Here is an 8,860-nt window from a genome sequence, read left to right as displayed (position 1 = left end):
GCGAAGCTATCCCGTAGGGAATCGGCCTTTCGTCAAAAAGAGATCTCGACCTTACCCCCATCCGCGTCCATCAGCGTGTATCTGCGGTTCAAAAGTACGCGCGAGCGAAGCTATCCCGTAGGGAATCGACCTTTCGTCAAAAAGAGCGCCCTTTCCCCCATCCGCGTCCATCCGCGTGTATCTGCGGTTCAAAAGTGCGATCGGCCGGTGCGTCAAAAAGAGCGATCGACCTTTCCCCCATCCGCGTCCATCCGCGTCCATCCGCGTGTATCTGCGGTTCAAAAGTGCGATCAACCGGTGCGTCAAAAAGAGCGATCGACCTTTCCCCCATCCGCGTCCATCCGCGTGCATCTGCGGTTCAAAAGTGCGATCGGCCGGTGCGTCAAAAAGCGCGATCGCCCTTACCCCCATCCGCGTCCATCAGCGTGCATCTGCGGTTCAAAAGTGCGATCGACCGGTGCGTCAAAAAGAGCGATCGCCCTTTTTATATTACCTAGTTCAATAACATCAAGTTTAGCGGTAAGCAAGATATCCCATGATAATATTAAGTCAAAGCAGTGCAAGCTAATTCAGATAAATGACAGACGAAACTAGACGAGAAATAGCTAGACGACTAGCTAGCGAACTAGCATTAAGGACAGTCATCCCACCAAGAAGACCGGGGCAAAGCTTTCAAACCTTTGGTGAATTTAAAAGAACGATGGGAGTGGCAGGATCGGGCTTAGCGTGGCATCATATAGTTGGGCAAACAACATCAAACTTACAACGATTTGGAGCAGAAGCAATACACAATACAGGCAATCTCATCCGACTCGAACACGGTACGGGGTCAATTCATCAAGAAATTACCAATCTATACAACTCCATCCAACCCGAACTAACTGGTACGAATACCTTAACAGTTAGAGCATGGATCGGCACTAAATCTTTTGAAGAACAACAAGACTTTGGCATTACAGTTATTAGAGCTTTCGGAGGTACAGTTTAATGCTGACTCTAGACATCCAATCAATACTCAATTGTATTCCACATCAAATGCCCTGGCAAGATATCGTACAATTTGAAAAACTAGACGATCGCGTTGCCATTGCCAACGATCTTTGTGCCAATATTATTGGTATCAACGAAAATAATATTGAATGGTGTCCCAACGATCAACCACCAAATCATTTAGAAACACTGGTTTGGTGGTGGGTTGTTCGTCCCGATTTAGGAGCGGCGATTGCCAAAGAAGCTCCTCAAGAACTCAAACAGATTATCAGTCAGTATATTTTGCAAAATTGACAAAAATTAACGATGAAACAACCTAAATCTAGGTTTTATTGTCCTACTGCTACCTGAGTGCGATCGCCCTTTCCGCCATCCGCGTCCATCCGCGTGCATCTGCGGTTCAAAAGAGCGATCGGCCTCTCAATAGTAACATTGACCATTGTTTCCCCCTCGTGCTATAATCAAGCAATAATCTTCGTAATTACCAATTGCCAAGATGACGCAAGCCGAAAAAATATCAATCTCCTTACCACCATCGCTACTACAGTTTATTGAAACCTACAAAATTACTAAAGGATGCAAATCGCCCTCCCAAGTAATAGAAGTAGCTCTCGAACTATTGCGAAATCAAGAACTAGAATCCGCTTACCGACAAGCATCCAGTGAAATTGACACCGCTTGGGATATAACAATTGCCGATGGATTGACAGATGAAACGTGGTGAAATTTACTATGCTAATCTGGGCCCTGCGGTTGGTTCTGAGATGGATAAACGCCGTCCCGTGCTGGTAGTGAGCAATGATGCAAATAACCGCGCAGCCGACACAGTTACAATTATACCAATTACCTCTAATGTCACCCGTGTTTACCATGCACGAGGTTTTAATTACTTCAGAGGACAGCGGTTTATCCAAAGCTTCCAAAGTGCAGGCGCAGCAAGTGCGGACAATTTCTAAACAACGGATTGCTGCGAATATAGTAGGAAACTTGAACCCGGAAATGATGCAATTGATAGATGCTGCTCTCAAACTTCACTTAGACTTAGATTAACTCGCCGAGCGATCGCCCGTTCCCCCATCAGCATCCATTGTGGCACGGGCGTCCCGCCTGTGAGTTCTCTGCGGTTCAAAAGTGCGATCGACCGGTGCGTCAAAAAGCGCGATCGGCCTTTCCCCCATCAGCATCCATTGTGGCACGGGCGTCCCGCCTGTGAGTTCTCTGCGGCTCAAAAGTGCGATCGGCCGGTGCGTCAAAAAGAGCGATCGACCTTACCCCCATCCGCGTCCATCAGCGTGCATCTGCGGTTCAAAAGTGCGATCGACCGGTGCGTCAAAAAGAGCGATCGAATCTTCTATAAATACCAACAAGCGCGATGCTTCCAAAGGAATATTACACCATGTAACAATGATATTTATCCCTAAGCTCAACAAGCAATGGTATTGTTAAAAAAATCTTTGTTACAATCTATTATGTATGAGTGAAACTGTCTACATCGAAACCAGTATCTTGGGCTACCTCACCGCCAGAGCCACCAAAAACCTGATTATAGCTGCAAACATTGAGGTAACACGAGATTGGTGGGAATTTCGGCGAAGCAACTTCAGACTCTATATCTCACAAGTTGTTTTGGACGAAATAGCAGAAGGGGACTCAGAGATTGCGACTCAACGTTTGGAGATAATTCGCGATTTTCCATTGCTGGAACTCAATCAAGCTGTACGAGACTTAGCAGGACAATTTCTCGCACGAAGCAATCTTCCTCCCAAAGCTGCTAATGATGCAGTTCATATTGCAACCGCTACCGTTTACGATTTAGATTACCTGCTAACATGGAACTGCAAGCATATCGCTAACGCTCAAATCCAGAGAAAACTTGCAGAAATTAGTCTTAATTTCGGATACCAATTACCGATATTGTGTACGCCTTACGAACTACTAGGAGGTTAATTTATGTGGCAAGATGAGATCCTGGAGGAAATTCACCGAATTCGTGAAGAACACGCTAAGTCATTTAACTACGACTTGGATGCTATGTTTGCAGATTGGCAGAAAAAGCAGGCTAAAAGTGGCAGGGAAATAATCTCAAAATCACTCAAGCCTCGCACTCAGCCAACCTCCATCTGTGGTTAATAAAAGAGCGATCGCCCTTTCCCCCATCCGCGTCCATCAGCGTGCATCAGCGGTTCAAAAGTGCGATCGGCCGGTGCGTCAAAAAGAGCGATCGCCCTTTCCCCCATCCGCGTCCATCAGCGTGCATCAGCGGTTCAAAAGAGCGTGAAGCGAAGCTATCCCGTAGGGAATCGCCCTTTCGTCAAAAAGAGCGATCGACCTTGTGACAATAAAGCTCACCATCTATAATTGACTAATAACCCCTATCTTTTTCTCAGGAGTATCCTCATCAGTAAAAAGCCTAGCAGTTCCCCCGAACCTCAAGAGGAATCGCCAGCACTTTTAGGAGCGGGTGGTCGTTGGTCAGTCATTGATGAAATTGTTGACCCCACAGTTGTCAGACAGCAAAGTAACCTATCTTGTGGCCCTGCTAGTGCTGAAATACTCCTCAAAGACCGAGGAATTGCTAATATTGAGCAAGGCGAAGAATGAAAATTTAACAGGAGCACCCACATCGGCTGAAGAAATTGCCAATGCCCTTAACGAACTGACTCCGGCTACTTCTCATCGATGGCAAGCTGGTTTTATTGATACATCAACACCTCTAGCAGCTTTTAACCTGTTATTAAATACTGAACAGTCGTGGATGGCTCAAATGAAAGAATTTGGTAACAGAGTCGGACACATGGTAGTAGTTGACGGTCTCGATGTGACAGGACTTGTTCTAATTCGAGACCCCTGGGAAGGGACAAGGTATAAAATGAATATAGATGAATTTTTAAAGGTTTGGAATCAAATTGCAGTTTTCTGAGGCATCCCATGAATATCACAGTGCTTTCAATAGAACCAGCTAGCGAATTGGGAACATTCAATATGATCGTATTGCTCGATCGAGAGCAGCATCAGTTTACGATGACCGCAGAAACAGCAAAAGTTTCGGGACAAACTATCCCGTTAATCAAGGGCGATCGGCATTTCTGCAAAACCTTCAGATGGAATCCAGAAGCCAGTGTTAAACTGTACAAGCTAACGTCTCAATTTAATCAGGGAGACTTTCTAGAATTTCCCATTAATCTTGGTGATTTTGAATTCATAGAAATAGCACAATTCTCTTTAAATAAGGAAGTCAAAATATCCGTAAAATGAGGCGAAAGCTCGTTACTTCATCACTCAAGCCACGCACTCAGCCCACGTCCATCTGTGGTTAATAAAAGAGCGATCGCCCTTTCGTCAAAAAGCGCGATCGGCCTTTCCCCCATCCGCGTCCATCCGCGTGTCTCTGCGGTTCAAAAGTACGCGCGAGCGCAGCTATCCCGTAGGGAATCGCCCTTTCGTCAAAAAGAGCGATCGCCCTTATAATTTCTCACACAAACTCAACAGTTATAACCATCTTTTCACGGTTGTACACTTCATAAATCAAATTTATTTACAACTCTGCTGTCGATCGAGTGAGCGATTGCCTGACTCGCTGCAATTTTTGCAGACGAAGCTGCTCTGCCAGCATCGCATTAATTTCTCCTAATTCTAAATTGACTTCTTGAACTTCCATGCGAGTTCGGTGGAGGTTAGCAAGCAAGCGTTTAGATGTTTCTGGATCGGGGATGCGCGGTTGTTTATTCATGGCAAGTTATATTCCATTTTAACTTCTTCAATACTACGCTCCAGCGCCGGAATCCTCGCTTGGGTTCGTGCTATAGCTCGTTCTAGTAATTGTAGCATATCAGCCGAAGTGACAGGTTGAGCCTTGGCAATTTGAAGCTGGATAGTAGACAGTTGAGAATAGGAAGATTCAGCGTCTTCGGCTGCACTTTTCATTTCATCTAGTGCCGCCATCGTTGCCTCTGTCTCTCCAAATGCTTGAAAAATGGTTAATTCTAAAGCTAAAGCTTCATTAACAATGTCTAACGCCTGCTGTTTTAATTGATTGATAGTTTCAGTTATTTGTGATGGTAAATCAGCCATAATTATACCCCTGCCGTATATTATTACCATTAACTTTAACTTAAAATAGTACAATCTTCAAGATACCAAATTAAAGCATGGGAATCAGTTACAGCCTCAGACCTTAAATATCCTTCATCGGGAAGTCTCCCCACATTTGACGGCGAACTTCAGCAATGTCTGACTCACTAATATCAACTCCCCGCCACAAACCCCGTAATGACTTGCGGTGTACAGGAATTTGTGCCAATTCCCGCTCAATTTGGGGAGCAACTCGCTCAATCAAACGCACTTTGTCCACCAGCTTTAGCTGCTTTACAAAATTGAGAACTTCTTCTAAAGTAACGGCTGTTTTTGATGCCATCATTTTACCCTAGATATTTTTCCCAGTCTATCACAGTTTTCGGGCGATCGCCCTTTCCCCCATCCGCGTCCATCAGCGTATATCTGCGGTTCAAAAGTGCGATCGGCCTTCCCTCCATCCGCGTCCATCAGCGTGCATCAGCGGTTCAAAAGTGCGATCGGCCCTTATGTCAAAAAGAGCGATCGCCCTTTCCCCCATCCGCGTGTATCTGCGGTTCAAAAGTGCGATCGGCCTTTCCCCCATCCGCGTCCATCAGCGTGTATCTGCGGTTCAAAAGAGCGATCGCCCTTTCGTCAAAAAGAGCGATTGGCCTTTCCCCCATCCGCGTCCATCCGCGTGTCTCTGCGGTTCAAAAGTGCGATCGGTCTTAATCTATCCTTCTATCTGCCCTTAAAAAGCCTAATTAGCAAACAAACTCGGCTCTACATAAAAAAAACTACCCAGAATCACAGCCTGCTCTTTGCCGATCTCTCGCTCACCATTAACCAAAGCATACACTCCTTCTTCAGAGCCAACAATTCCCACCAAATCCGCAGGTTTTAGCGAGCGCTGTTCCATCAAAAATAGCAACAATGAATTAGGGGTAGCTGTGACACCCGGTGCGTAATATTCTTGCTCAAATTTTTCAATCAATGCAATCAACAATTCATACAACTCATCTTCTTCTGGAGTGCGATCTCGACGGTGCATTAACTCTTCCACAATAGCCAAAGCCTTTTCATTCTCAGCTTCTGTTCTAATGATTTTCGGCTGATACTGAGACAATAACTCTGTGTATTTATCTGGATTAAAAATAAGGGTCATTTTTCCAGTTCTCCTTATCATACTCAGCATGAGTAAGAATGTATTTGATATAAATCAATTGGCTTTCATAATCGATACTAACTATTAATCTATAATTGTTGCCTTTGATGTTAAAAACGGTAAAACCTCCAACTGCTTCTGCTTTAGGAAAAACAGATTGCACCTCAACTAAATTTGACCATTTGGCTTTCGTAGCAATTTTAAACCAGTTATCTAATACTTCCCGACAATCAGGATGACTTTCGCTATATTCACGCACTCGCCGATAGCTGATTATGTGCACCTGCTATTATTGGCAATTTCAACTAAATTCCATCTTAGCTAAACCAATTTATTTTGTCAAGAGTGGATGTGCCGAGCGCTATAGAAGCTCTTCAATAACTCAAACTATCAGTCAGTATATTTTGCAATAATGACAAAAATTAACGATTAAACAACCTAGATGTAGGTTTTATTGTCCAACTGCTACCTGAGTGCGAGATCCCTTTCCGCCATCCGCGTCCATCCGCGTGTATCTGCGGTTCAAAAGTACGCGCGAGCGCAGCTATCCCGTAGGGAATCAGCCTCAACTTCATTAGAATAGACAAACAAAATCTAATTTGTTATAATAACTAAAACTCCCTCTTATGCAATATCACACAAATTTATGATAGCTAAAGATCAGTTTTGGATTATTAAAAACTCAATCAGCACAGACCGACAAGGACAACTCAGTTTAAACATCGAAACCAAATCAACAGAGTATCGCGTGCTCGTCAACGAAGCCGGACAAATTTTATTAGACCCGATCGCCAATATACCCGATCGCGAACAGTGGTTGTGGCAAAACCCCGAAGCATTAGCCTCAGTCCAAAGAGGTCTGCAACAAGCAGCTAAAGGTGAAGTACACGATTTAGGTGACTTTTCGGAGTATGCCGATATTGCAATTACACCTCACCCTTAGAAACTCTGGCGCGAGTGGTGAATTGTCCGTCCCGATTTAGGAGCGCGTTGTTAAAATAGAAACATCATTCCCTCCAACCCATCAAAATCTATGAAAATAGAAGACTATCCACTTGCCAAAGAATTAATATTCGATACCGAAGGCAACATCAGTCAAGTCATTCTCAACTATACCGACTATCAGTATCTCCTAGAGGCGATCGAAGATAGAGGACTTCTCCAAGCTATGCGCCAAGTAAAAGATGAAAAGCCGTTAAGTTTACAGGAAGCACTTGTCGAACTCGAAAAAGAATGAAAGTCGAATATCTCCCAGTTTTTTAAAGGATTTAAAAGCTCTTAAAAGTGCGCCTGTCTTTGAGCAAGTCAAAGCGATCGTTTTTGAGGAAATTCCCAATGTTACTGATTTACAGACAATTATTAACTTAAAAAAATTAAAAAGCGATGACAATGCCTATCGGCTTAGGGTTGGCGACTATCGAATAGGTTTTTATTTTGATGGCGAGACTATTACTTTTGTGAGGGTTCTCCACCGGAAAGATATTTATCGCTACTTTCCACCATAAATCTGTTTTCCAGATACCTTTCATTGGCTTAAGTGCGATTCGTCCTTTCCCCCTGCACATTCATCCGCGTGTCTCTGCGGTTCAAAAGTGCGATCGACCTTACCATTTCTCACAAAAACTCAACACGCCCAACCATTTCGTCAGGCTTGTACACTTCATAAATCAAAACTAGACCTTCAATGATTTGTCCGATCGAACGAGTCCCCTGCTTACAATAAGCAATACCTGGATGCACGCTGCTAAGACTAGCGATCGTTAAAAAATCATCATCGTGAGTCATAATTACCCGCTTTTGTGCACAGATAAATGCTAACTGCAATTCGTCACTCTCAGCAAGCAATCGGGCCTCAATAGTTGTTGTAACATCAATTGATCGTCGGCGCAACTCTCGCGCCACAGCCGATTTAACATTCTCATCCAAATGAAAGCGAATGCGTTCACTCACCTCTAATTGCCCTCAACTTTTCCTGCAAAGGAGAGGGTGGACTGTTACGCTTCAACTCTTCGACAAAAGCATCTCCCATCGCAGTACGGCAGTCAATTTCTTCTCGATGATCGTAATAATAAACCATTGCTGCATGAACCGAGGCTAGCGATAAATTATAGTCCCTAGCAATATCTTCTATAGATTCTCCCATCTTCAGATACATCTCAGCAATTTGTGCTACTGCAATTCGATGACCAGCAATGCGTGGCTTACCGCCAAGCACTCCGGGAGTAATTTCAATATGTTCTGTAATGACTGATTGCTTAGACATAAAGCATTAAAAACTGTTAATTAGTAATGTCGATCGCCTTTTAAGATTAGCACAAACAGACTCAGGTAGATTGCTATTACCATCAAAAGTACAGCTTTCCCCCATCCGCGTCCATCCCCGTCCATCTAAAGAGCCACCACAGCAGGATATGGGTGTCGATAAGGTAGCTTATTCCCATTGTTCGAGTTCCTCGAATGGTAACGGCTCAAAAAAAGCATCACCGAGTTGTCCCCTCAGTAAACCAGGGGTGCGGGTTGTAGCTGTTCTCGTCCTAATCCGAGACGAAAGTAGTGAATCAGATCGTAGATTTCTGCCAGTTTGTCTTCGGGGATGTCTTGTAGTTCTTGAAGGATCTTCTGAATTAGCATATATCAAATTTTCCGATAGTT

General features: G+C 44.1%; 26 protein-coding genes and 1 pseudogene. 15 read left to right on the top strand and 12 right to left on the bottom strand.

The features are described 5' to 3' along the window. Window positions 1-51 precede the first annotated feature (51 nt). A complete protein-coding gene (locus QUB68_RS16610) occupies window positions 52-411 on the bottom strand; it encodes a hypothetical protein (protein WP_332994417.1) in 360 nt (119 codons plus the stop codon). Beyond that, window positions 402-527 carry a hypothetical protein gene (locus QUB68_RS16605; protein ID WP_332994414.1) on the bottom strand — a complete coding sequence of 42 codons (126 nt, stop codon included), beginning with the start codon at window positions 525-527 and terminating at the stop codon, window positions 402-404. Before QUB68_RS16605 ends, QUB68_RS16610 begins: the two co-directional genes overlap by 10 nt. A 50-nt stretch (window positions 528-577) precedes the next feature. On the opposite strand from QUB68_RS16605, the gene QUB68_RS16600 reads away from it, so the two are divergent. The 5 genes and pseudogenes from QUB68_RS16600 (at window position 578) to QUB68_RS16580 (ending at window position 2,040) form a co-directional block, all read left to right on the top strand. Further along, window positions 578-988 (top strand): hypothetical protein, encoded by a 411-nt coding sequence (locus QUB68_RS16600; RefSeq protein ID WP_332994412.1) that lies wholly within the window; start codon window positions 578-580, stop codon window positions 986-988. Window positions 989-1,035: 47 nt separating this feature from the next. Continuing rightward, window positions 1,036-1,284, top strand: a complete 249-nt coding sequence (locus QUB68_RS16595) for a hypothetical protein (RefSeq protein ID WP_332994410.1) — start codon at window positions 1,036-1,038, stop codon at window positions 1,282-1,284. A 202-nt stretch (window positions 1,285-1,486) separates the two neighbouring features. Next, a complete protein-coding gene (locus QUB68_RS16590) occupies window positions 1,487-1,714 on the top strand; it encodes a ribbon-helix-helix domain-containing protein (protein WP_332994408.1) in 228 nt (75 codons plus the stop codon). After that, window positions 1,701-1,787, top strand: a pseudogene (locus QUB68_RS16585) (type II toxin-antitoxin system PemK/MazF family toxin); the annotation flags it as partial. The gene QUB68_RS16590 and the pseudogene QUB68_RS16585, both read left to right, overlap by 14 nt. A gap of 1 nt (window position 1,788) precedes the next feature. Continuing rightward, complete coding sequence (locus QUB68_RS16580) at window positions 1,789-2,040, top strand: type II toxin-antitoxin system PemK/MazF family toxin (protein WP_442923097.1); 252 nt, start codon at window positions 1,789-1,791, stop codon at window positions 2,038-2,040. On the opposite strand, the gene QUB68_RS16575 is transcribed toward QUB68_RS16580, so the two are convergent. Continuing rightward, complete coding sequence (locus tag QUB68_RS16575) at window positions 2,037-2,243, bottom strand: hypothetical protein (RefSeq protein WP_332994406.1); 207 nt, start codon at window positions 2,241-2,243, stop codon at window positions 2,037-2,039. The two genes, QUB68_RS16580 and QUB68_RS16575, sit on opposite strands and share 4 nt — an antisense overlap. A 220-nt stretch (window positions 2,244-2,463) precedes the next feature. On the opposite strand from QUB68_RS16575, the gene QUB68_RS16570 reads away from it, so the two are divergent. From QUB68_RS16570 to QUB68_RS16540, 7 genes are all read left to right on the top strand, one after another. Beyond that, window positions 2,464-2,937, top strand: a complete 474-nt coding sequence (locus QUB68_RS16570; RefSeq protein ID WP_332994404.1) for a type II toxin-antitoxin system VapC family toxin — start codon at window positions 2,464-2,466, stop codon at window positions 2,935-2,937. Between the two features lie 3 nt (window positions 2,938-2,940). Beyond that, window positions 2,941-3,120 carry a hypothetical protein gene (locus QUB68_RS16565; protein ID WP_332968911.1) on the top strand — a complete coding sequence of 60 codons (180 nt, stop codon included), beginning with the start codon at window positions 2,941-2,943 and terminating at the stop codon, window positions 3,118-3,120. After that, window positions 3,113-3,268, top strand: coding sequence for a hypothetical protein (locus QUB68_RS16560; RefSeq protein ID WP_332994402.1), 156 nt, complete (start codon window positions 3,113-3,115; stop codon window positions 3,266-3,268). Before QUB68_RS16565 ends, QUB68_RS16560 begins: the two co-directional genes overlap by 8 nt. Window positions 3,269-3,348: 80 nt before the next feature. Then, the gene (locus QUB68_RS16555) at window positions 3,349-3,591 is read left to right on the top strand and encodes a hypothetical protein (RefSeq protein ID WP_332994401.1); all 243 of its coding nucleotides are present in this window, start codon (window positions 3,349-3,351) and stop codon (window positions 3,589-3,591) included. Continuing rightward, complete coding sequence (locus QUB68_RS16550) at window positions 3,572-3,910, top strand: papain-like cysteine protease family protein (protein WP_332994399.1); 339 nt, start codon at window positions 3,572-3,574, stop codon at window positions 3,908-3,910. The genes QUB68_RS16555 and QUB68_RS16550 overlap by 20 nt, the downstream gene beginning before the upstream one ends. Window positions 3,911-3,918: 8 nt before the next feature. Next, window positions 3,919-4,245, top strand: coding sequence for a hypothetical protein (locus QUB68_RS16545; RefSeq protein WP_332994397.1), 327 nt, complete (start codon window positions 3,919-3,921; stop codon window positions 4,243-4,245). Window positions 4,246-4,299: 54 nt separating this feature from the next. Beyond that, on the top strand, window positions 4,300-4,458 hold the full coding sequence (locus tag QUB68_RS16540) for a hypothetical protein (RefSeq protein ID WP_332994394.1): 159 nt from the start codon (window positions 4,300-4,302) through the stop codon (window positions 4,456-4,458). A 67-nt stretch (window positions 4,459-4,525) separates the two neighbouring features. Here the strand turns inward: QUB68_RS16540 and QUB68_RS16535 are convergent, their stop codons facing one another. From QUB68_RS16535 to QUB68_RS16510, 6 genes are all read right to left on the bottom strand, one after another. Continuing rightward, window positions 4,526-4,720, bottom strand: coding sequence for a hypothetical protein (locus tag QUB68_RS16535; RefSeq protein ID WP_332994392.1), 195 nt, complete (start codon window positions 4,718-4,720; stop codon window positions 4,526-4,528). Beyond that, window positions 4,717-5,061, bottom strand: a complete 345-nt coding sequence (locus QUB68_RS16530) for a hypothetical protein (protein WP_332994390.1) — start codon at window positions 5,059-5,061, stop codon at window positions 4,717-4,719. Before QUB68_RS16530 ends, QUB68_RS16535 begins: the two co-directional genes overlap by 4 nt. A gap of 103 nt (window positions 5,062-5,164) precedes the next feature. Further along, the gene (locus QUB68_RS16525; RefSeq protein ID WP_332994388.1) at window positions 5,165-5,407 is read right to left on the bottom strand and encodes a hypothetical protein; all 243 of its coding nucleotides are present in this window, start codon (window positions 5,405-5,407) and stop codon (window positions 5,165-5,167) included. A 166-nt stretch (window positions 5,408-5,573) separates the two neighbouring features. Then, entirely contained in the window at window positions 5,574-5,726 is a 153-nt protein-coding gene (locus QUB68_RS16520; protein ID WP_332994385.1) for a hypothetical protein, read from the bottom strand. Window positions 5,727-5,803: 77 nt separating this feature from the next. Next, window positions 5,804-6,208: a helix-turn-helix domain-containing protein gene (locus tag QUB68_RS16515; RefSeq protein WP_332994383.1), complete on the bottom strand. Its 405-nt coding sequence runs from the start codon at window positions 6,206-6,208 to the stop codon at window positions 5,804-5,806. Beyond that, the gene (locus QUB68_RS16510; protein WP_332994380.1) at window positions 6,192-6,491 is read right to left on the bottom strand and encodes a type II toxin-antitoxin system HigB family toxin; all 300 of its coding nucleotides are present in this window, start codon (window positions 6,489-6,491) and stop codon (window positions 6,192-6,194) included. The genes QUB68_RS16515 and QUB68_RS16510 overlap by 17 nt, the downstream gene beginning before the upstream one ends. A 363-nt stretch (window positions 6,492-6,854) precedes the next feature. Between QUB68_RS16510 and QUB68_RS16505 the strand changes: the two genes are divergently transcribed. The 3 genes from QUB68_RS16505 to QUB68_RS16495 all read left to right on the top strand — a co-directional run bounded on the left by QUB68_RS16505 (window position 6,855) and on the right by QUB68_RS16495 (window position 7,713). After that, window positions 6,855-7,151, top strand: a complete 297-nt coding sequence (locus QUB68_RS16505; protein WP_332994377.1) for a hypothetical protein — start codon at window positions 6,855-6,857, stop codon at window positions 7,149-7,151. Between the two features lie 90 nt (window positions 7,152-7,241). Further along, entirely contained in the window at window positions 7,242-7,445 is a 204-nt protein-coding gene (locus QUB68_RS16500) for a hypothetical protein (RefSeq protein WP_332994375.1), read from the top strand. Beyond that, a complete protein-coding gene (locus tag QUB68_RS16495) occupies window positions 7,423-7,713 on the top strand; it encodes a type II toxin-antitoxin system RelE family toxin (protein WP_332994373.1) in 291 nt (96 codons plus the stop codon). The genes QUB68_RS16500 and QUB68_RS16495 overlap by 23 nt, the downstream gene beginning before the upstream one ends. Window positions 7,714-7,822: 109 nt before the next feature. On the opposite strand, the gene QUB68_RS16490 is transcribed toward QUB68_RS16495, so the two are convergent. From QUB68_RS16490 to QUB68_RS16480, 3 genes are all read right to left on the bottom strand, one after another. Next, window positions 7,823-8,158 (bottom strand): DUF5615 family PIN-like protein, encoded by a 336-nt coding sequence (locus tag QUB68_RS16490; RefSeq protein ID WP_332994371.1) that lies wholly within the window; start codon window positions 8,156-8,158, stop codon window positions 7,823-7,825. Next, window positions 8,151-8,471 carry a DUF433 domain-containing protein gene (locus QUB68_RS16485; protein WP_332994368.1) on the bottom strand — a complete coding sequence of 107 codons (321 nt, stop codon included), beginning with the start codon at window positions 8,469-8,471 and terminating at the stop codon, window positions 8,151-8,153. Before QUB68_RS16485 ends, QUB68_RS16490 begins: the two co-directional genes overlap by 8 nt. A 233-nt stretch (window positions 8,472-8,704) precedes the next feature. Beyond that, a complete protein-coding gene (locus QUB68_RS16480) occupies window positions 8,705-8,839 on the bottom strand; it encodes a hypothetical protein (protein WP_332994367.1) in 135 nt (44 codons plus the stop codon). Between the last annotated feature and the right edge of the window lie 21 nt (window positions 8,840-8,860).

The sequence above is a fragment of the Microcoleus sp. A006_D1 genome (assembly GCF_036702805.1).
Taxonomy (GTDB): domain Bacteria; phylum Cyanobacteriota; class Cyanobacteriia; order Cyanobacteriales; family Microcoleaceae; genus Microcoleus.
This window is presented reverse-complemented; position numbering and strand designations above follow the sequence as displayed.

Excerpts from the sequence above, each read along its gene's own strand:
- QUB68_RS16545 (WP_332994397.1), top strand. The coding sequence starts at position 3,919 with ATGAATATCACAGTGCTTTCAATAGAACCAGCTAGCGAATTGGGAACA.
- QUB68_RS16500 (WP_332994375.1), top strand. The coding sequence starts at position 7,242 with ATGAAAATAGAAGACTATCCACTTGCCAAAGAATTAATATTCGATACC.
- QUB68_RS16570 (WP_332994404.1), top strand. The coding sequence starts at position 2,464 with ATGAGTGAAACTGTCTACATCGAAACCAGTATCTTGGGCTACCTCACC.
- QUB68_RS16525 (WP_332994388.1), bottom strand. The coding sequence starts at position 5,407 with ATGATGGCATCAAAAACAGCCGTTACTTTAGAAGAAGTTCTCAATTTT.
- QUB68_RS16480 (WP_332994367.1), bottom strand. The coding sequence starts at position 8,839 with ATGCTAATTCAGAAGATCCTTCAAGAACTACAAGACATCCCCGAAGAC.
- QUB68_RS16515 (WP_332994383.1), bottom strand. The coding sequence starts at position 6,208 with ATGACCCTTATTTTTAATCCAGATAAATACACAGAGTTATTGTCTCAG.
- QUB68_RS16535 (WP_332994392.1), bottom strand. The coding sequence starts at position 4,720 with ATGAATAAACAACCGCGCATCCCCGATCCAGAAACATCTAAACGCTTG.
- QUB68_RS16580 (WP_442923097.1), top strand. The coding sequence starts at position 1,789 with ATGATGCAAATAACCGCGCAGCCGACACAGTTACAATTATACCAATTA.
- QUB68_RS16520 (WP_332994385.1), bottom strand. The coding sequence starts at position 5,726 with ATGGGGGAAAGGCCAATCGCTCTTTTTGACGAAAGGGCGATCGCTCTT.
- QUB68_RS16485 (WP_332994368.1), bottom strand. The coding sequence starts at position 8,471 with ATGTCTAAGCAATCAGTCATTACAGAACATATTGAAATTACTCCCGGA.
- QUB68_RS16595 (WP_332994410.1), top strand. The coding sequence starts at position 1,036 with ATGCCCTGGCAAGATATCGTACAATTTGAAAAACTAGACGATCGCGTT.
- QUB68_RS16610 (WP_332994417.1), bottom strand. The coding sequence starts at position 411 with ATGGGGGTAAGGGCGATCGCGCTTTTTGACGCACCGGCCGATCGCACT.
- QUB68_RS16505 (WP_332994377.1), top strand. The coding sequence starts at position 6,855 with ATGATAGCTAAAGATCAGTTTTGGATTATTAAAAACTCAATCAGCACA.
- QUB68_RS16590 (WP_332994408.1), top strand. The coding sequence starts at position 1,487 with ATGACGCAAGCCGAAAAAATATCAATCTCCTTACCACCATCGCTACTA.
- QUB68_RS16565 (WP_332968911.1), top strand. The coding sequence starts at position 2,941 with ATGTGGCAAGATGAGATCCTGGAGGAAATTCACCGAATTCGTGAAGAA.
- QUB68_RS16600 (WP_332994412.1), top strand. The coding sequence starts at position 578 with ATGACAGACGAAACTAGACGAGAAATAGCTAGACGACTAGCTAGCGAA.
- QUB68_RS16530 (WP_332994390.1), bottom strand. The coding sequence starts at position 5,061 with ATGGCTGATTTACCATCACAAATAACTGAAACTATCAATCAATTAAAA.